The sequence below is a fragment of the Halobacillus litoralis genome, assembly GCF_020524085.2.
Lineage (GTDB): Bacteria > Bacillota > Bacilli > Bacillales > Halobacillaceae > Halobacillus > Halobacillus litoralis_E.
In genome coordinates, this window is record NZ_CP129016.1 from 1,607,686 (window position 1) to 1,628,716 (window position 21,031).

The 21,031-nt window shown below is 43.3% G+C and carries 12 protein-coding genes and 3 pseudogenes; 12 read left to right on the top strand and 3 right to left on the bottom strand.

The features are described 5' to 3' along the window. Positions 1–26 precede the first annotated feature (26 nt). From LC065_RS08090 to LC065_RS08100, 3 genes and pseudogenes are all read left to right on the top strand, one after another. Positions 27–314 (top strand): YhdT family protein, encoded by a 288-nt coding sequence (locus tag LC065_RS08090; protein ID WP_226592363.1) that lies wholly within the window; start codon positions 27–29, stop codon positions 312–314. Next, positions 311–1,783: a sodium/pantothenate symporter gene (gene panF, locus LC065_RS08095; protein ID WP_226592362.1), complete on the top strand. Its 1,473-nt coding sequence runs from the start codon at positions 311–313 to the stop codon at positions 1,781–1,783. Before LC065_RS08090 ends, panF begins: the two co-directional genes overlap by 4 nt. A 3-nt stretch (positions 1,784–1,786) precedes the next feature. Then, positions 1,787–3,005: pseudogene (locus LC065_RS08100) on the top strand (M20 family metallopeptidase). A 64-nt stretch (positions 3,006–3,069) separates the two neighbouring features. On the opposite strand, the gene LC065_RS08105 reads toward LC065_RS08100, so the two are convergent. Next, positions 3,070–3,939 carry an immunoglobulin-like domain-containing protein gene (locus LC065_RS08105; RefSeq protein ID WP_306163877.1) on the bottom strand — a complete coding sequence of 290 codons (870 nt, stop codon included), beginning with the start codon at positions 3,937–3,939 and terminating at the stop codon, positions 3,070–3,072. Between the two features lie 268 nt (positions 3,940–4,207). Between LC065_RS08105 and LC065_RS08110 the strand changes: the two genes are divergently transcribed. The 9 genes and pseudogenes from LC065_RS08110 to LC065_RS08150 all read left to right on the top strand — a co-directional run bounded on the left by LC065_RS08110 (position 4,208) and on the right by LC065_RS08150 (position 14,599). Continuing rightward, complete coding sequence (locus LC065_RS08110) at positions 4,208–5,818, top strand: ATP-binding protein (protein ID WP_264187840.1); 1,611 nt, start codon at positions 4,208–4,210, stop codon at positions 5,816–5,818. Continuing rightward, on the top strand, positions 5,799–6,473 hold the full coding sequence (locus tag LC065_RS08115) for a response regulator (RefSeq protein WP_226592354.1): 675 nt from the start codon (positions 5,799–5,801) through the stop codon (positions 6,471–6,473). Before LC065_RS08110 ends, LC065_RS08115 begins: the two co-directional genes overlap by 20 nt. 265 nt (positions 6,474–6,738) lie before the next feature. Beyond that, positions 6,739–7,746, top strand: coding sequence for a tripartite tricarboxylate transporter substrate binding protein (locus LC065_RS08120; protein ID WP_306163878.1), 1,008 nt, complete (start codon positions 6,739–6,741; stop codon positions 7,744–7,746). 49 nt (positions 7,747–7,795) lie between these two features. After that, complete coding sequence (locus LC065_RS08125) at positions 7,796–8,260, top strand: tripartite tricarboxylate transporter TctB family protein (protein WP_371933422.1); 465 nt, start codon at positions 7,796–7,798, stop codon at positions 8,258–8,260. Positions 8,261–8,276: 16 nt separating this feature from the next. After that, a pseudogene (locus LC065_RS08130) lies at positions 8,277–9,796 on the top strand (tripartite tricarboxylate transporter permease). 545 nt (positions 9,797–10,341) lie between these two features. Next, positions 10,342–11,787, top strand: a pseudogene (zwf, locus tag LC065_RS08135) (glucose-6-phosphate dehydrogenase). Between the two features lie 40 nt (positions 11,788–11,827). Beyond that, positions 11,828–13,240 (top strand): NADP-dependent phosphogluconate dehydrogenase, encoded by a 1,413-nt coding sequence (gene gndA / locus LC065_RS08140; RefSeq protein WP_226592346.1) that lies wholly within the window; start codon positions 11,828–11,830, stop codon positions 13,238–13,240. 596 nt (positions 13,241–13,836) lie between these two features. Next, positions 13,837–14,385 (top strand): tyrosine-protein phosphatase, encoded by a 549-nt coding sequence (locus LC065_RS08145; protein ID WP_306163879.1) that lies wholly within the window; start codon positions 13,837–13,839, stop codon positions 14,383–14,385. Then, on the top strand, positions 14,378–14,599 hold the full coding sequence (locus LC065_RS08150) for a CpsB/CapC family capsule biosynthesis tyrosine phosphatase (protein WP_306163880.1): 222 nt from the start codon (positions 14,378–14,380) through the stop codon (positions 14,597–14,599). Before LC065_RS08145 ends, LC065_RS08150 begins: the two co-directional genes overlap by 8 nt. A 181-nt stretch (positions 14,600–14,780) precedes the next feature. Here LC065_RS08150 and LC065_RS08155 read toward each other — a convergent pair whose 3' ends face one another. Next, on the bottom strand, positions 14,781–17,117 hold the full coding sequence (locus LC065_RS08155) for an immune inhibitor A domain-containing protein (RefSeq protein ID WP_371933448.1): 2,337 nt from the start codon (positions 17,115–17,117) through the stop codon (positions 14,781–14,783). Positions 17,118–17,677: 560 nt separating this feature from the next. Beyond that, the gene (locus tag LC065_RS08160) at positions 17,678–21,028 is read right to left on the bottom strand and encodes an Ig-like domain-containing protein (RefSeq protein ID WP_226592340.1); all 3,351 of its coding nucleotides are present in this window, start codon (positions 21,026–21,028) and stop codon (positions 17,678–17,680) included. Positions 21,029–21,031: the final 3 nt, after the last annotated feature.

Sequence of the window (21,031 nt, forward strand, 5' to 3'; positions counted from 1 at the left end):
ACTCTATATGAAAAGGAGATGGGGGCTTGGAAAAAGAAAGGAAGAGAAAACAGGATGATCGGTTCAGGATTGCCAACAGGGAAGCACTGATTGGGGTCGCTCTTGCTGTGTTCAATTTCATTTGGTGGTTTGCTTTCGCTTACGGTCTCGGAGATCGAACACCCGAAGACTACTCCTATGTCTTCGGGTTACCTTCCTGGTTCTTTTACAGTTGTGTGTTAGGATTCATCATTATGACTTTACTCGTCATTTTTGTGGTGAAGGTCTGGTTTGTGGAAGTGCCTTTTGATGAAGAGGATGGTGAACGGACATGAACACACCGGTCATAATCTCACTCGCTATTTTCCTGGTTGTGATTTTTGCCATCGGTTTCTGGTCAAGTCGTTCCCTTAAACATGCGACGGGCGATTCTTTTCTACAGGAGTACTTCCTTGGAGGAAGACAGCTCGGAGGGTTCATCCTCGCCATGACGATGATCGCTACATATGGAAGTGCGAGCAGTTTTATTGGCGGACCGGGCGTGGCTTATACTCAAGGCTTCGGCTGGGTGCTCCTTTCCATGTCCCAGGTAGCTACCGGTTACTTTGTCTTGATGATTCTAGGTAAAAAGTTTGCCATCATGGCGCGTCGATATAAGGCGGTCACGCTCATCGACTATTTGAAAGGTCGCTATCAAAGTAAGTGGGTCGTACTGACAGCAGCTTTTAGTATCATTGTCTTTCTTTTTTCTGCAATGGCTGCCCAGTGGGTCGGGGGAGCGCGTTTGATTGAATCGCTTACCGGGTTGAATTATACGACGGCCTTGTTCACCTTTGCTGTCTCCGTTCTTGTTTATGTCATTATCGGTGGATTCAAAGCCGTCGCTCTTACTGATACGGTCCAAGGAGTTGTCATGTTCGGAGGCACGCTTATCCTGCTGATTGCGACCATCATGGCAGGTGGCGGAATCGACAACATCATGGCAGACCTTACGGCAGAGAACCCGAACCTCATCACTCCGTACGGCGCAGATGGTGGATTAAGTCCGACTTATGTCTCCTCCTTTTGGATTCTCGTCGGTGTTGCTGTCGTCGGTTTGCCACAGGTAACCGTTCGTGCTATGGCTTATAAAAATTCTCGTTCCATGCACCGTGCTCTCATTATCGGGACGATTGTTGTAGGTTTCATCATGTTGAACATGCATTTGATTGGAGTATTCGCCCGACCAATCCTTCCTGGTATTGAAGTTGGAGACAAAGTGATGCCTTTGATTGCCCAGGAAGTTCTGCCGCCATGGCTTGCCGGTATTGTTTTAGCTGCTCCTATGGCAGCTATCATGTCCACAGTGGACTCCTTGCTGCTCCTTGTCAGCTCTGCTGTTGTGAAAGATGTGTATTTAAATTACATTAAGCCGGATGCATCGCATACACGAGTGAAGCGGATGAGTTTTGGTGTTACGGCCATCCTTGGAATTTTAGTTTTTCTTATGGCCTTGAGTCCGCCGGATTTACTGATCTGGCTGAACCTATTTGCATTCGGGGGTCTTGAAGCGACCTTTATTTGGCCGGTTGTGCTAGGACTTTACTGGGATGGCGGGAATAAATACGGCGCGCTTGCATCGATGGTCGTCGGTATTGTCTCTTATATCATTGTCGACCAATTTTTCCCGAGCCTGTTTGGAATGCATAACGTCGTCGTCCCGATTCTCCTTTCATTTGTTGCTTTTGTCACCATTAGTTTATTGACCAAATCGCGCATTCAAAGCCAAGCCATTTCTCATGACCAATTAGAGAGGAGCATGTGACTTATGCCCAATACACAAATCGAAACGAGAAAAATACGTGATCGAAAAAGGGTCATCTCTCTGACTCAAGAGCTTGTCCGTATCCCGAGTGTGTACAGTACCTGGAGTGGAGGGTGGTAACGAGGAGAAAGCGGCTCATTATGTTGCCGACCATCTAAAAAAACTTGGCATCGAAGTTCATGTGGAGGAAGTGGAGCCGGGGCGTCCGAACGTCATCGGTGTCATTGACTCTGGAAAGCTAGGACCAACGCTTTTATTCGAAGGACACACAGATGTCGTGACAGAAGGAGATCATGGGTCTTGGACATATGATCCTTTTGGTGCTGAGATTGTCGGTGGCCGGATGTACGGGCGGGGAACCAATGATACGAAAGGAAATCTCTCCTGCATGATTACAGCTGTCCAATCTCTTATAGAAGACGAAGAAGAATGGTCCGGAAAAATCCTTTTATGTATTCCTTGTGATGAAGAAGGAATGATGATTGGAATCAAACACTTTATCGAGCGAGGATGGGCTGATGAAGTAGATGGAGCCATCATTTGTGAACCTGAAGAGAATCAAGTGTGCATCGCCCAGCGTGGAGCCATGAGAGTGGTAATGAATGCCTATGGGAAAATGGCACATGGAGCAATTTCATGGAGCGGCATTAATCCGAACTGGCGGATGGCGAAGATCATCGTCGAATTAGAGAAACTGGAGAAACGGGAGCAGGAGCGGCTTGGGAAGCATTCAACCCTGGGATGGCCTAGTATCACCCCAACCATCCTACAATCTCCGGCCAAAGGGGATGCCCAGATCAATGTCATCCCGGAACAGTGCATGACAACACTGGATATTCGCACCGTTCATGGTCAGGACCATGAGGTATTGAAAGAAGAACTCCAGCAAATATTAGATCGGCTTGCGAAGGATGATCCGGATTTCAAAGCCGATTTCACTGTCATTGAGGATCGCCCTTGGACATCGACGGAGAAAGATGAACCTGTCGTCACCGCTATTTCAGAAGCAGTCCGCACGGTTTTGAAAAAAGAACCAGTGTATAACGGCGTCCCTGGTGCAACAGACGGTACGTTTTTACATGTAGCAGGTGTTCCAATCGTTACGATTGGAGCAGGGGACCGCGAAGTTCCGCATCAGATTGATGAATATGTGGATCTCGATGAACTCGCAGAGACCACTGAAATCTATAGGCAAGCCGCTTTGAATTTCTTGAACTCATAAAAAGTAGAGCCCTGGACCTATTGGTCCCAGGGCTCCACTTTTATTAAATATTAAGGTGCATTTATTATTGGATATTAAATTCGGCAGCCAATCCTTCTTCCACTTCTGTATCGGAAACACTCAGACGCTTGATGATTCGGTGTTTTCCTTTTTCAAGATCGTAGGATTCTAGTTTGACAGTATAGGTGGTTGATTCCTTTGGTAGCAGAATATATTCCATAGCTACGACTGCTTCTGGTCCTTCGACAGTCTTCCATGCCTCATTCTCATAAGATTGAATGATGAACCTGACTCCATAACTTAAACTGGAAGGACCGAAATTGGTGATTCTGAAATCCATGGTGTCGGTGGGAGAGTAGGAAGTCTTGTCGATAGAAACTTCTGCATTCACTTCAGGCTCGGGTGGTACATAGACAATACCAACAGAAGTATCGATGACCTCTCCATTCCCGTTGATCATCTCGGCACTTAGGGAATAAAGTTGGTCTCTTTTATCCGGAAGGGTGGTGACGAGTCCTTTTTCGCCTTCTTCGTACGTCACTTCTTTTACCTTATTTATTTCTGCTAATTCTTTCGTCCGTTCAATCAGTTCTACCTTGACTGTATGACCTTCGGGGACCCCTTCAATGTATGTCCCTTGTTCTTCTCCAGGCTGGTTGATTTGGAAATCAGCCATTGGGGAGATCATATTACTGCTGTTAAACCCTTCTCCTGTTTTAGGGCCATATCCTGTTTTTTCTAAGATTTCTTCTTCTGTGTAAGGAAAGCGTTCCGTGAACATATATTCACTGGAATCAGGTTCTCCCATTTGACTGGGAATCGTTTCACTATATGGATTGCCTGAAGTTTCTTTAGTCGTCATGCTTTCATAGATCCATAACCCAAATATGGCAAAGGTGCAGATGGTTATGATGCTTAGTAGGGTTTTTAGCACAGACAAATCCCCCCCTTTATTAATTAATTGTATCATATGGAATATATTACTAGGTTAGGAGTATCATATGGGATATTATGTTAAAAAACTTAAATGTAAGGCGCCATAATATTAGAGAGGATAAAGAATGCCTGGATGTTTCTTTCTCCTTTTTTATGAGGAAAAATGAGTATAGGAGTTTTCAGAAGATGAAAAATTCAGAATTTAGCAATCTCTAAAATCTTCTCCTATGTTACGATAGATTGAGATAACGTTTTCATAGGTGGAGATGTCATTGAAAGTTTCCCTGCGCACGAAAATTATGGTGTTGATTCTTTCCTTACTTGTTTTAGTGATCGGGTTGTTATCCGGTGTTTTTGCCTATATGGAAAAAAGAGATGTCGAAGACCAAATGGGACAGCTCGCCCTTCAGGTCGCCAGTACGGTCTCTTTTATGCCTTCCATTAAAGAAGCGTTTGACACAGAGAACCCATCTGAAGTCATTCAGCCGATTGCTTTGAGTGTGCAGGAGGAGGCCGGGGCGGAGTTTGTTGTGATCGGAAATAAGGACAGCATCCGCTATGCCCATCCCGACGAGTGGAAAATCGGCAGGCGTATGGTTGGTGGTGACAACGAACGAGCGCTGAAGAATGGAGAATATTACATATCAAAAGCAGAAGGTACGCTTGGTCCTTCCTTGAGAGGGAAAGCGCCGATTATTGGTGAGAACGGGGATATTATTGGCATCGTGTCGGTCGGATTTTTGCTGGAGGACGTTCGCTCCATTGTGTGGAATAAGCTTGAGAACGTTTTTGGTGTCGCGGTCCTTGTATTGGTGGTCGGGGCTGTCGGAAGCCTTTTACTGGCGCGGAGTATAAGGAAAGATACGCTCGGCCTCGAACCTTATGAAATCACCTCCTTTTACCAAACGCGTGAAGCCATTCTTTCTTCTATAAAAGAAGGGATCATATCCATTGATGCAGCGGGCCGGGTGACGATGATCAATCAGTCTGCGATCGATCTTTTGAACTTGTCAGAGGGAGCCGAGGGGCGTATGATTTCTGAGGTCTTTCCGAATACGCAAATGCTGAAAGTGCTTGAAACAGGAAAGGCGACAAGGGACGAAGAGATGATTCTACTCGATAAGGTCGTCATCGTCAATCGGACTCCGATTATGCATGAAGGACAGGTAGCCGGAGTCGTTTCCAGTTTTCGTGATAAGACAGAGGTCAGGAACATGGTCCAGACTTTATCGGAAGTAAAAAGGCATTCGGAAAGTCTGCGCTCCCAAACACATGAGCATGCCAACAAGATGTATGTGCTGCTTGGGCTTTTGCAGTTAGGCAAACAGGAAGAGGCGATGGGAATGATCGAAGAAGATTTCCATATGTCGCAAAAGCATCAAACTATGATTTTTGACCGGATCCGGGATGAAACGGTTCAGGCAATCCTTACGGGGAAAATGAGCACGGCTTCTGAGCAGAAAGTGGAGTTCATTATTCAAGAAGATTCGGAGTTAGGACGAGTTCCTCCACATATCACAAGGACAGAGTTAGTCACGATGTTAGGAAACATGATCGACAATGCTTTTGAAGCAGTGAGTGGTCAAAAGGAGAAGCGAGTCGAGTTTTTTGTGACGGATGTTGGCCATGATATCGTTTTTGAAGTGTCAGATAACGGACCGGGAATTCCTGAAGATGTGTACACTTCTTTGTTTGTTCGAGGTTTCTCTACGAAAGAAGGAAATCATCGGGGGTATGGTCTTCATAATGTGAGGGAGATTGTCGAGCGGTTGTCTGGAACGATGGAAGTGGATAACAGTGCCGATGGTGGTGCTGTGTTCTCGATTTTTTTACCAAAACATACAGGAGGTGGACCTGATGAAGGTGATGATCAGTGAAGATGATTTCAGGGTGGCTGAACTGCATGCGCAATTTTTGCGAGTGGTGGATGGTGTAGAAGTTGTCGGAAAGGCTTTGAATGCTGAAGAAACTTTAGAGATGCTTGAGGAACAACAGCCGGATCTTCTTTTGTTGGATGTGTATATGCCTGATCAGCTCGGCGTCGACCTCCTGCATGATATTCGTTCCAATGCACCACAAACGGATGTAATCATGATCACGGCCGCGCAAGAAAAAGAAGTCGTGGAAAAGGCGCTGAAGTATGGCGTGTTCGATTATATCATCAAGCCGATCACAATGGAGCGTTTCCAGAAGACGATTGAAAGCTATCAGGAACGGAAGAATCGTATGTCTCAAATCGATACCTTTGATCAAGCGACCGTCGATCAGTTGATCAAATCTTCCAATGAAACGGCTGCCACTTCCATAACTGTTCCAAAAGGGATAGATCCGCTGACTCTTGAGAAAGTAGAAGGGATGCTTTCGAATGCTGGGGGAAGCGGATTGACAGCGGAACAGGCAAGCGCTCAAATGGGGGCATCTAAGACGACTGCTCGAAGATACCTTGAGTACTTGATCAGCATTGGGAAAGGCAAGGCAGAGATGAACTACGGAAAAGTCGGCAGGCCTCAGAGAAAATATTATAAAAGGTAGAGCGCGGAGAAGACTCGTCGAAATGACGAGTCTTTTTTTGATTGAAATGGAGGAAAGGAAATATGGGGAAAGGATAAAACTGTAAGACCTGGTCACCCAAGAATTGGGTGACCAGGTCTTACAGTTTTATCCATGTTAACCTCCGTGATTTTTATTTGGTTAATTGGTTTTATGCTTTTAATTTTGATTATTTTGAAAACGGTTACATTTTTGGGTGTTTCTTATAAACTATCATCAAATAGCAAGAAGAGAGGGGATTCATTATATGAAGAAGCATTTATGGATGATTGGAAGTTTGTTGATTGTTTTGTTCTTAGCTGCTTGTGGCGGTGACTCTTCGGAAACGAGCGGGGATGGCGGCGATGGTGAATGGACGCCAAGCAAGAATATTGAAATTGTCGCTCCTGCTGGTGCCGGCGGTGGTTGGGATACGACGGCCCGCTCTGTCGGAAAAATTCTTGAAGAAGAAGAAATCACCGAGCAGAACGTCGGGGTCGTCAACAAAGAAGGTGGCGGTGGAGCTGTGGGTTGGTCTTACATAAACAGTACGAACAACCCACACAATATTTTCGTTTCTTCTCCTCCATTGATTTTCGTTCCATTGAATGGACAGTCGGATTTGTCTCATGAAGATTTCACTCCACTTTCCAACATGATTGCTGATTATGCAGCATTCGCAGTCGCAGATGACGCAAAGTGGCAGGACTTGAACGAGCTATTTGAAGATATGAAAAACGATCCTTCCAGCGTAACGGTCGTTGGAACGTCTTCTCCTGACTCTATGGACCACATGCAGTTTGTCACCATCGCTAAAAAAGCAGGTGTCGACATTCAAAAAATCAAGTATGTTTCTGCTCAAGATGGCGGAGGGATGACACAGATCCTTAACGGAAGTGCAGACGTTTATTCAACTGGCATTGCTGAAACCGTCGAACAAGTGAAAGCAGGAAAAGTTCGTGTACTAGGAATTACAGCAGAAGAACGTCTGGAAGGAGAAGTTATTGAAGACTTCCCAACTGCAAAAGAACAGGGCATTGATGCCACATTCGTTAACTGGAGAGGTTTCTTCGGACCTGGAGATATGACGGAAGGTCAAGTCGCTTATTATGAAGAAAAGCTGAAAGAAGTCAGTGATTCGGAAGCATTTGCTGAGATACGTAACAACTATGGATGGGATGAAATGTACATGGATAGTGAAGAGTACAGCCAGTTCATGGATGAACAAAGAGAGGAACTTGGCAGCTTAATGGAAGAGCTTGGGTTGAATCAATAATAGATAGAAAGGGTCTGTACGCAGGCCCTTTTCTATTAGATTGAAGGTGATGTTCTTGCTGAAAACGTTGAACCAGAAAGTGAGTATCTTTTTGATTTTGTTCGCTGCTGGTTATCTTTATTTGACCTATAACTTAAAGGAATACCCTTACGTGCCAGTCGATTCGGATTTCGTTCCAAAGATCCTGGGCTATTTATTGATTATTCTTGCGGTCTTTTTATTCTTTGATAAATCCTCAGAGACAGAAGAGGAAAAAGAAAAACGTCAAGTACCGAAAAAAGAAATGCTCGTTTTACTCGCGGTTGGGGGCATGATCTTTCTTTATATTTTCCTATTAGAGATCATCGGTTTCGTTTTGAGTTCTATGCTATTCATTATTGCCTGTTCCTGGTTCCTGGGGTACAGAAAGCTTGTGACCACCATCCTCGTTGCGGTTCTATTTCCACTGATTATGTACCTTTCGTTCAATTACTTACTACAAATCCGTCTCCCACAAGGAGTTTTACCATTTTAAAAGGAGGTGAGTCACCATGGGTGCAATGGAAGGATTAATGCAGGGAGTTCAGGTCGCGTTCAGCTGGCAGGGGATTTTGTTCGTTCTGATCGGTGTCGTAGCTCTGGTACGCTCATTGGAATGATGCCGGGACTTGGTCCAATCAGTGCGATTGCGATCATGATTCCGATCACATATGGAATGGACCCCTCTGTCGCCTTAGTGATGATGGCGGGTGTCTATTACGGGGCTGTATTCGGTGGATCGACGTCTTCGATTCTCTTGAACGCACCAGGGATATCAGGGACAGTAGCCACATCTTTTGACGGCTATCCGATGGCACAGCGAGGGGAAGCAGGAAAAGCATTGGCGATTGCTGCGATATCATCCTTCGTCGGAGGAACGGTTTCCGTCGTCTTGCTGATGTTGTTCGCTCCCGCCTTATCTGCCGTCGCCGTTTCATTCGGTCCGCCTCAATATTTTGCCCTCATGTTTTTAGGTCTGACTGCTATTGCAAGTCTATCCGATGGCTCAACGATCAAAGCTTTAATAACAGCTACCGTCGGTTTTATAGTGGCGACCATTGGAATCGACGGCCAAACGGGAACAAGCCGTTTTACGTTTGGCAATCCCAACTTATTGGAAGGAATCGATTTTCTAGTCATCGCGCTAGGATTGTTTGCATTGGCTGAGATTTGTTTTCTTGTGAAAAAGCGTAAAGATCAATCACTGCAAAATCAGGGGGACATTGGAAGTTTGAAGCTTAGCAAAGAGGACTTCAAAGAAATGCGCGGCCCTATGAGCAGGCAGTCGTTCCTCGGTTTCATTCTTGGTGTTTTGCCAGGAGCAGGCGCAACCATCGCTTCATTCATCGGTTATATTTCAGAAAAGAAAATCGCTAAAAACCCGAAAGAATTCGGGAAAGGATCGATCAAAGGGTTGTCTGCACCGGAAACGGCCAATAATGCAGCGACCAGTGGTGCCTTTGTTCCATTGCTGAGCCTTGGTATACCAGGGTCCGGAACAACAGCTGTTATGTTGGGCGCATTCCTCGTCCTAGGTATTCAGCCGGGACCACTACTGATGGCTGATCGTCCGGAAGTTTTCTGGGGCATCATTGCTAGTATGTATATTGGAAATATCTTTTTATTGATTCTGAACTTACCACTCATTCCATACATCGCAAAAATATTGAAAATCGCACGGCCCATGCTGATCTCCTTAGTTGCGATCTTCAGTTTGATCGGTGTTTATGCCATAAGCTTCAGTACATTCGATTTGTATCTATTGCTGATCTTCGGTTTTGTCGGATATTTAATGAGACTATTCAGCTTCCCGGCAGCTCCGTTCATCTTAGCTTTCATTCTCGGTGGTATGATGGAGCAGTCATTAAGACAGTCGCTTACGGCTGCAGGTGGAGACATGATGATTCTCATCTCCGACCCGGTATCTATAGGACTTTACATCGTAAGTATTCTATCGTTCGTTGTTCCGATCATTCGTAATCGAAAAAATACACAAGCGGATCATGCTGAAGAAGAGTCGAATGCTTCCTGATACGGGAGCATTCGGCTTTTTATTTTTTAGGCTAAAGACGAGCTTGTATCGCTCAAATGGAATTGGAAATCCCTCAAAATAGGTAAAGGATTACTGAACCCAAGCAGGATATCAATCAAAGTCAAAAAATTACCTATTTTAGAGCCAACCCCCCTTCATTTTTCAAATATAATATGAAAATTTTTTTCAATCTATTGCAAATAAGAGTGAAAACGCTCACACTAAGAGTATAGCCGACATACAAAGCGTCACGTTTCTCACATCGCTGAAATTAAGCCTGATGCGGATTGTGTGCCTCCTATTGCCTCTTTAAAAACAGCCGAATTTTCAGTAAAATAATTTTCATGGCCAACTACACATTTTAGACACATTTCATAAATGTGATGAATGAGGTAAACAATAAAACAGTGTTCCTGGCGTAAGCCTGTTCACTTACATATTTGGTGCTCATGCTTTATACTAATAAAAGCGCAAAAGTACAGGAGGTAACACGAATCATGGACCAACTCAACACGAAAAGTCATGGAATCGATACCGCAGAAATGATGGACGACATGACCTTTGTTTTATTCGGAGCAAGCGGTGATTTGGCGAAACGTAAAATCTATCCCGCTCTCTATAATTTATATATCGAGGGGAAAATGCCGAATTCCCTTTCCGTTGTAGGCCTTGGACGTAGACAGTATTCGCAGGAAGATTTCCACAGCATCATTAAAGAGTCTCTGGAATCTTTCTCAAGAAGAGATGTAGACGAATCGAATTTGGACGAGTTCCTTGCTTCTTTCCGCTATTTCATTTTCGATGCGATGAAGGATGAATCTTATCAAGGATTGAAAGCCTTTATTGAAGAAAGGGAAAGTGAGCTTTCGATTCCAGAAAACCGTCTTTTCTATCTTTCGGTTGCACCGAAGTTGATTGAGCCGATCGCGGCTTCTCTTCACGAAAATGGGATCACAGACACGAGTGGCTGGAAGCGTCTGATCGTTGAAAAGCCATTCGGAAGTGACTTGCATTCTGCACGTCATTTAAATAAAAAGCTGACAAAAGTATTCCAGTAAGAAGAGATTTTCCGTATCGACCACTACCTTGGAAAACCGATGGTGCAGAACCTTGAGTCGTTGATCCGTCCGAACCCGATTTTGAAGGCCCTGTGGAATCATGAACAGATTGCGAACGTTCAGATTACAGCGAGTGAGACGGTCGGTGTTGGAACGAGAGCAGGTTATTATGACAAGGCTGGAGCCATTCGTGATATGGTACAGAACCATTTGCTGCAGCTAGTGATGATGACCGCCCTTCATCACCCGGAAAAATTGACGCCGAAACAAATTGAAGAAAAGAAAAAAGCGATCATGGAATCGCTGCGTCCTGTGGAGGAAGATGAAATCTCTAAACATGTGGTGCGTGGACAGTATGAAGCGGGTGAAATGAACGCAGAACCAATCCCAGGTTACTTAGATGAAGACGGTGTTGCGGAAAACTCGAACAACGACACGTACTTCGCTGCTCGTTTGTACATCGACAACGATTACTGGAAAGGCATTCCTTTTTACATTCGTACAGGGAAACGCCTCGAGAAAAAATCGACACGCATCATCATTGAGTTCAAGAACGAGGTTGCTGATGATGAAGATGCGGCAGGAGCAGTGTCCAACCTGTTGATGATCGAAATCAATCCGAACGAAAGTGTCGGGCTGCGCATCAACTTGAAAGACGATTCGAATGAGAAGTTCGAACCAGCGTACATCAATTTTTCTAAAAACTTGGATGCCCAACCAGAGGCTTATGAAAACCTATTGGAAGATGCCATGCAGGGGCACTCCACTTATTTCGCTCACTGGAGTGAGGTGGAACTTTCCTGGAAGTGGGTTCAGCCAATTTTGGAAGCATTCGAAAATGACGCTCTCCCTCTTCACGGCTATCAAGCTGGATCTGAAGGACCGGAAGCAGCTGAGAAGCTATTGAACGAAGACGGCTATACATGGTGGTAAGAACTTTTTACAGATAGAATGGAAAGGATTTGATCGGAACATGGATAAGCAGAATATTGGAGTCATCGGTTTAGGAGTCATGGGGGCGAACCTTGCCCTGAACATCCAGGATAACGGCTACACTGTGTCTGTCTATGATTACTGGACAGACCGTGTAGACGAACTGGTCGGAAATGATGAGAATACAGGAAATATTTCTGGTGCTTACAGTGCCGAAGAATTCGTCGCTTCTCTTGAGAAACCACGTAAAATCTTGATGATGGTCAAAGCAGGCGACACAACAGACAAAGTCATCGAAAGCCTCGTCCCTCACTTAGAAGAAGGCGACATGCTGATCGACGGCGGAAACACGTACTACGAAGATACAGAACGCCGTGCATCATACTTAGAAGAAAAAGGCATCCACTTCATCGGTACAGGATTCTCCGGCGGTGAAGAAGGTGCCCGTAAAGGACCTTCCATCATGCCAGGAGGACCGGGTGAAGCGTATGCTGAGGTAAAACCGATCTTTGATGCGATCGCAGCGAACGTTGAAGGTACACCATGTGCTGCTTACATGGGCCGCGGCGGTGCCGGTCACTACGTGAAAATGGTTCACAATGGCATTGAGTACGGTGATATGCAGTTGATCTGTGAAGCGTACTTCATCATGAAGAATGTACTTGGATTGTCTGCACAAGAACTTCACGAAGTGTTTAAAGAGTGGAACGAAGGAGAACTCGACAGCTACCTGATCGAGATTACTGCAGACATTTTCACAAAGGTGGACGAAGAAACAGGCAAGCCGCTTGTTGAAGTCATCCTTGATACGGCCGGTCAAAAAGGAACAGGAAAATGGACAAGTAAGAGTGCCCTTGACCTTGGTGTTCCACTACCGATCATCACAGAATCCGTATTCGCTCGCTTCATCTCTGCGATGAAAGAAGAACGCCAAAAAGCGAGCCAATACCTGAATGGTCCAGAAGTCACTTTTGATGGAAACAAAGAAGAAGTCATCGAGTCACTGCGTAAAGCGTTGTACATGAGTAAAATCTGCTCCTACGCGCAAGGTTTCGCACAGATGCGTGCACAGTCAGAAGAAAAAGGCTGGGACCTACAGTACGGCGACATCGCGATGAACTTCCGCGGCGGCTGCATCATCCGTGCCCAGTTCCTTCAGAAGATCAAAGACGCGTACGACAAAGAAGAGAACCTGACGAACCTGCTTCTTGATCCGTACTTCCAGGACATCGCAACATCCTATCAAAAAGAGCTTCGTGAAACTCTAGCTCTTGCGATCCAAAACGGTGTACCGGTACCTGCGTTCTCCAGTGCGCTTGCGTACTATGACAGCTACCGTACAGCCAAGCTTCCAGCGAACTTGCTGCAAGCACAGCGTGACTACTTCGGTGCGCACACGTATCAGCGTGTGGATAAAGAAGGTACGTTCCATACGGATTGGATTAATGGTTAATCATGACGAACAAGAGCGCAAGCCTGTAATTTAGGGGCTTGCGCTTTTTTTATTTCTGTACTTGTGCATCGTATTTTATCTTCATGCTTGTACATTTCTTATATGAATCATTCCTGTTCTAAGATGACTACTTTTCCCATTTTGTGGTATATAGTTTATAAGAGAAAAAGGTAATTTAAATATGGACAAGCGACAACGAAGGTGTTTCTGGATTATTAATTCGTGGTACTCTCTGTCTATATTTTGGAGGCCGTGTTGAGGAATAATATCAGGGTAATTATAATGTAGGGTTCGTTATATAGAAATTAAACATTGACCAGATAATTCTATATATCTAGACAACCTTTTTGCAGGAATTAAAGGTTAAGGAAAGAAGTATTACTTAATCTATTGTTCTTTCTTAAGAACTATAAAGGGTGAGTGACAAAAGGGAAGGTTAGTGAGAGCAGGCCCTCCAAATGGAAACTGACTTCTAAAATCGCTTACCTATTTTTCGTAACATAGACAACAAGGATTACTTTCAACGTATAATCAAGTCGCGTAATGAACAGAAACTGATGAATGTAGGTTCGAAATAAATCATAGGGGTGGATAAAATGATCGATTTGAACAGTCATATTTTACCTGGACTTGATGATGGACCTCAGACGATGGATGAAAGTATTGAAATGGCGAAAGCAGCTGTCGAGCAGGGTATTGATACGATGGTTGCAACCCCTTATCACCTTCATAGAAAGTACAACAATCCAAAATCGTTAATCCTGCAGAAAACTGCTCAGTTAAATGATGAATTATTTAAACAGGGCATCGATCTGACGGTTCTACCTGGACAAGAAATAAAGGTCAATGGAGACATGGAGACTTTAAAAGATGAAGTTCTCCCTATCAATCAGAATAGTGGCTATGTGTTCCTTGAATTACCGAACCACGACCTGCCGCATTATACAAACCAAGTGATGTATGATATTCAAATGTTGGGTTATAAACCTGTGCTCGTCCATCCTGAGCGTAATAAAACTCTTCGTGAGCAACCGAACGAGCTCTATAACTTTGTTAGGAATGGAGCTATTACGCTAGTCAGCGCTGCCAGTATTGCTGGTAAGTTAGGAAGGGGAAGTCCAAAAATTTTCTTACCAAATGATTGAGTTTAATTTAGCTCACCTGGTGGCCTCCGATGCCCGTGATACGAAAAAGCGTGGTTTTTTCATGAAAGAAGCTTACAGTAAAATTGAGAAAAAATTCGGTACGGATCTTATGTATCAATTCATGGAAAATGCTCACGTTGTTCTAGAAGGAGAAATGGTATATACAGAGCCTCCGGAACGGATTCGAACAAAAAAGCGGCTTGGGATTTTTTGATTCACATGGAGTTTGTATTTTAATTTTAAGAAAAAGTGGTGAAATGAATAAACTATACTATAAAAAGTCATGATCGATAAACCCCACCTTTTGTAGCTGAAATTTTGCATGGATTGCTAAGTTAATGTATAAAAAAAGTCATTGAAGAATTAATCTTCAATGACTTTTTGAGTTCTTCCTATTATTTGAAAATCAAGACTTTACCAACCGTACCATCTTCACTTTGACCAGTAACTCTGAACTTAAGTCCGTATTCAGGAACGTTACGTCCTGCATCTACAAGACCTTGGTTGGAGTAGTCTGCACTGTCATCGAAAAGAGGAGTACGCTTCGTGTAGTTATCTTTCATGGTTACACCAAGAAGATCCGTGTAGTCTAGATACATTTTTTCAGATTTATCCAAGCTGAAAGCAGCATCATGGACTTGATAACGAGTCAACCCAAGACTACCATCACTCCATTTGTTTACGCGCTGGTCTGCATCCACAACACCTAAGAACCCGTCTCCAGGGTGGAACCCTGTCCAGTTTTCGGAATATTGATTATCCACATACCAGACGACAAGTCCGTCATCGAATGTCATGAGACTGTCTCCACGGCGGATGTTGGCTAATCCTTCATCCACACCGTTGTGAGTACGCCATTCAAGCAGGTAGTAGTGATCAGAACGTTTGATTCCATCATTTTTCGTAAAACCATCAAGCTCGAATTCTGAGTCACCTTCTGCATCATCAAAGACAATTTCTTCCCCGTCAACGACGATTGAAAGATCATCAGCATAGAGGCCTGGGTTCGATACAGCAGCATCTGTCACGTATTCAATGGCCACTTCAACTTCCTGACCTGCATAAGCAGAAAGGTCGAAGGAAGCATTGATCCAGCCTTCAGAACTTCCTGTAATTCCATGACCTAGGTTAGAGCCATACGGGTTAGTATCTGTTGTAATATCACTTGGGATTGGGTCCCCGTTTACAGTAACGTAGGCATAATCCCAGTCTGTTTCAATGTCATACCAAGTCTTGAAGTTGAATTCAGCACTCTCGGCGCCTGTTAAATCTACAGTAGTTGTTAAATTGTTGTGTAAGTCATCAGCACTACCAGAGAAGTATTCATATTCACCACTGGCCGGTTCGTTTATGACCGTTTCTTTTTGTGGCAAGTTGACTTTGACGACGTCATCGTTCGTGCCTTTCGTGTTGGCTTCGTCTAAGAAGAATTCCATGCCTTCCTGTTTGACATCTTCTACATTAATTTCTGAACCAGATAACCAGTTTCCTTGGGTACCTTCACTGTCCACGACAGCAGAAGTTTGCAGCATTTCTTTTGCATAAGGACTGAATCCTGTCGGCATCGTACCAGGGATGTCACCAGCCCAGCTTCCGCTTGACATGATGGACCAGTAGCTGACCGGCTCCCCTTTTCCTGAATACTGAGTATCGTATTCGTCTGGAAGACCAAGGTCATGTCCGAATTCGTGTGCCATAACTCCGACAGCACCATCTTCAGGCTCGATTGTGTAATCGTAGGCTGCCATAGCACCGCCCCAGTAAGGAACAGCTGCTTGTGTATCCTCAAGTGCGAAGACTCCACCAAGATTCCAACGGTGTGACCAAATCGCATCAGGACCTAGGGAACCTCCACCAGCTTCTTCACCAACCCCAGAGTGGATGACCATTAAGTGGTCGACCAATCCATCAGCCTCGAGATAGTTACCATCACCGTCTAGGTCATAACGATCCCACTTGTCATAGTCAGCAAGCTTTACTTCTGGATCAGCAGCAGCAGCTTCAAGAGCTTCTTTGACTAGACCGCGAGCATTAACATCACTATCATCTTCTGTTGGATAGTTCCCGCCATAGGCAGCAGCAGGTTGACTAGCCGTGTACCAGCCAGCTACTTCACCTTCGACAGAATAACTTCCACCAGACTGCTGTTCATAATATTGTTTCATAGATACATAGTTTTCCCCGTCTGGACCTGTCCAGCCACCTGTACCGAATAGCATATCCTGATAATGCTCACGTGAGTAGGCATCTTCGCCCTCATAATGCATATCAGTTTCCTCAGGAGATAGAGAATTGTGAGGCTTGTCTGGATAATCGACTAAAAGGACGAGAACCTTATCCGTACGCATTTCTCCGTTATAGGCTTCTTCTTTTACACCATCAGGAGTTTCAGCTTGTCCAAGTTTATTACCTTTTCCTTTCGTTAAGCTATTATTCTCCATAGCTTTTTTCAATTCTTTCTTTGTCTCAGCTTCTTCATCATCGAACTGCCCTTTGGCTTTTTCAGCAGAAGTTTGTTTAGACTTGAGGAATTTCTTTAACCCTTCCTCAGCTTCCGCAGGTGTGGCATCTTTGGCAATCTTACCGTTCTCTTTCAACATCTCGATCAAGCGCTCATCATTAGCAATCGCTGCATCAAATGGCATACCGCTAGGAGAATGTGAATGAGATTTATGTACGTTCTCATGCCCGGTTGTTGGCAAGTCGAATGCACTGGCGCTCATCGGTCCCATGGTGAGGGCTAGAGCTAAAGCAGATGTTACAATCTTTGACGTCTTTTTCAATAAAATGACCCCTTTCTTTCTTAACCTTTTTTATCCTACATTTTCTAATTTATCAAAATAGAAGGAATAATCAATTCATTCTACAAAATATTCAGAAAAATAAGTAAAAAAGACTACACTTAGTATAGTCTTTGCCTTTTTTCGACACCAAATGATTACAAAAGAGAGCGAATCCATTTTATTTTTTAGTAAAAAATGGAAAGTTTATAAATTTTAGGATTGAAATTAGGTTGGTAAGGTTTGCATCATAACAAAGCAAATAAAGAATGTAGTAAATTTCATGGAGACGTAAAAGTTAAATTCATTAAGGGACATAAATAATAAGTGAAATTCAGAAATTTCAAGAGAGTAGAGGTTTATAAAATTAAGTAAGTAAAAAGATATATTCAGCAGACGAAAGGACCATAGGCTATTATCCACTAGCCTATGGTCCTTTCAAAGGTAAGTTTATGATCTTACTAAGACTTTATAATTAAAATGTGCAACCTACTTGCTGTGATGGCTAAACTTTATATTATGATATTGTTCTCTTCATTCACCCGATAATGCGCATCGGGATGGTGAAGAGAGGTAGTATAACTTGCTCCATTAAAGAGGATGTTTCGAGCAAAATAAGACTCTGCTTGTGCGGCTAAGAAGTGTCTTCGGTTCCCGCGTCCGTAAAAAGTATTGTTGTAAATTCTGAAATTGTTGGTTCGGCTATATACTTGTAGGTGTGATTGATCGATGGTGTTGTCATGGAGAGCTAAACTGTTGCCAGCACTAATAATTAAGCCGTTCCTAGACGCAACGCTATTGTTCCGAAAAACGTCTCCTTGCATCGTCTCCCATCCATCTTCCCAGTCTACATCACAAGCGGGTGTCCTGCCATTGGAGTTTTCACGAAATGAGCATCCATCTACAAGCCATCCTTCCCCTCCGGTCAAAGCTAAACCCGTACTGAAATTATCCTCGAATGTACAATTTAGGATCTTACAATATCTTGGCATACCGACGGTTCTAATGAAAGCACAAGCGTTAAAGTTTGGATCCATCGTACTTGGTTTGTTTTCTTGGTATATTACTACACGAGCGAAGTACGCGTTCGATGGCTTATCATAATTGAAAAATTGTAGGTTATAGCTTTGTTGTTTGATGAAATTTTTATTAATATCATAAAAATATATGGAATATAACCTTGAACGGAGATGAGGGTAGGAATAGTACCCTTGGTTATAGCCCAACATGTAATAATCCCCAAGCCCACTTATATCCAGATAACCCTGGTACCTCCATATGCCATTGGTGGAATCGATACTGTCAAAACCGTCTTCTCCAATGGATCCATCTTCCCAGCTCAAGCCGACGCTAATGGAGCGGGTTTCTTTCTTCACTAAGTTGGTACCGGTTATGACATTGAACCCCGGGGACTCATTAAAAGTGCAGTTTTTCCAAGTACATTTATAAGACTCCTTAATTTCAAAGGTTAAACAACCTTCACTTGATTGTTCAAGTGTTGTGCTTTTCGCTTCTCCAAAAAAATGTCCATTTTCAAACGTGCAATGTTCGACATCCCCATCATAATAAAACATCGTATAACCTGAAGCAGTCTTTGTGCTGGGTTCAATGTATATCTTAGATTCGCTCCAATCTACAATCATACGCGATGGGGGAAGAATGGTACGGGCATCTGGGGTAATACTGTAATTCCCTTTTGGAAAAACGATTTTTTTAAACTCTTGGTCTATGGCGTAATCAAAAACTGCTTGAATGCCATTTGTCGTTTGTTCTGGATTACTCCTGTCTGCATAGATTTGGAATTGCTGGATGTCAATCATGTACGTGTCTTCTCCACTTATGGTTTCTTCAGGTCCGTCCTTTACGGTGACCTCAAAACTTGCTGAATATGTCTTTGAAGAATCGTAGGCTGTGATCGTAGCTGTACCTGCTCCTCTTCCAGTCAGTACTCCATAAGGTACTGCCGCAACAGAGGCATCGGAGGTTTCCCAAATGATGTAGTTACTATCATAAACATCAAAGGGTAAGGTTGTTGCCATTAATGGAAATTCCTCCCCGACGTCAAGGGAATCAGTCTGACGGTTCAATGAAATTCCATTGATACTCCGGTTAGGTTCGGGAGGTTCAGCTGTATTTCCACCTACTTGCACGTTAACATATTCGTAATAAGTTTCCCCTTCATACTCAAGCTTAACTGTGACTTGAGTTTCTCCTGTTGATATTCCTGTTAGAGTACCTGATTCACTAACTTTCACGAATCCTTCGTTCCCGCTTTCATAAGATAAGGTAACGTGTTCTTTATAATAGGCTGGATACGTCTGAACAGCAAGAGCCTGACTTTCTCCAACTTGCAGTAAAACGTCAACTGGGAGGACTTGGAAACTTCTGAACGGCTCGGCGTCTTTAATCGCTTGATTCTTCCTTAACATTTCTTCTTCAGTAAACGCACGATCATACATTTCAAAACTTGAAAGGATTGTCATAGGAGTGTTTGCATTTAAATGGTTTCTTCTTAACAATAAATCTTCATTTTTAAGAGTGTTGACCCATTCAACAAAATCAACGGCTTTATTAATCTCCGACACATAACCGTTTAGATACATCTGCCCTTCTCCATTTTCTTTTAATGTAACGATAAATACATTCTCTTCATCATCAAGAATGACATTCTCGTACCGTTCGATTATGTTGTTGTTAAGCTTATTGCCTATATCATCCGCCATTGATAAAGACTTCTCTGCACCTGTTCCATCAATATACTTAAAATATGCATATAAAACGCTATTCACGAAAAACGAAACAACTTTTCCGGAGCTTGTTTTGTAAAAAGACCCGATGGGGTTGTATATACTTACAACGATAGTCAGACCTCCATCGTTCATATCAAAAGATAAGGAAGAGTCTGGAGTGGGGATGGTGATAAAACTATTTGAAGTCAGTGTCACTCCTAAATCATTGATGAACCCACTTAGATCATTATGTGCAACATTATTCAATGTTGCAGGTAACTGGGAAAATTCATCAAAAATAATATTATCTACAGCCCCATAACGGTTTCTGAAATTATAATAAAAAAGCGACGAGTCGATAATAATGTTTGCGGATGCTGTGTAACCTCCGTCTACAGTTGTTGCGGTAATTGTAACTTGCCCTTCCGTTATTGCTTTTACTTCTCCATCACTGGTGACAGTTGCAATGGCTGAATTACTTGAATCCCACTGCACCGTTTTGTTATCTGCATTCTCAGGGAGTACAATTGCTTCAAGCTGAATCGAATTTGCCACCCGCAGGTAGAAATCCGTGGTTCTAAAACTTATTCCTGTTACCGGAACTTCCTCAGGCGGAGGAGTGCCGATCGCATCCATGATTTTTTGGTCCACTTCTTCTTTTGTATAATACTCAGAATGGGTATGGTTTTTATCAGATTTTTGGTTTAATACTTCTGTAAGGTTTATTATATCTTCAATATTATGCAGATGAAGTGGTTCACCAAACGGATTGAAATTTTCCTGAATAGAATTACGGGATTCATCACTCACCGGATAGTTGTATTGGTACGAGAAAGATTCAGAAACTTCACCGTTCACATACTTTGTAACAGAATTTTGAAAGTGAAAGTATTGTTCAGGGTTTGCTTTGTATTTGACTTTTACTTCTTGTTGATTCTGGATTGAGTTGAATGTTATCCATCCTGTCTCATAATTCACTAAAAATTCATTTTCTCCTGGTTCCGTATAAACTTCGGTAAGCCTTTCTCCATTTATTATTTCAATGACTATGATTGGGGAGTCACTTAAAGGTGATTCGCTAAGTTGGACGATGCCATCACTAACGATAAAAGTTTCTTCAAGATTTATCGTCAAAAG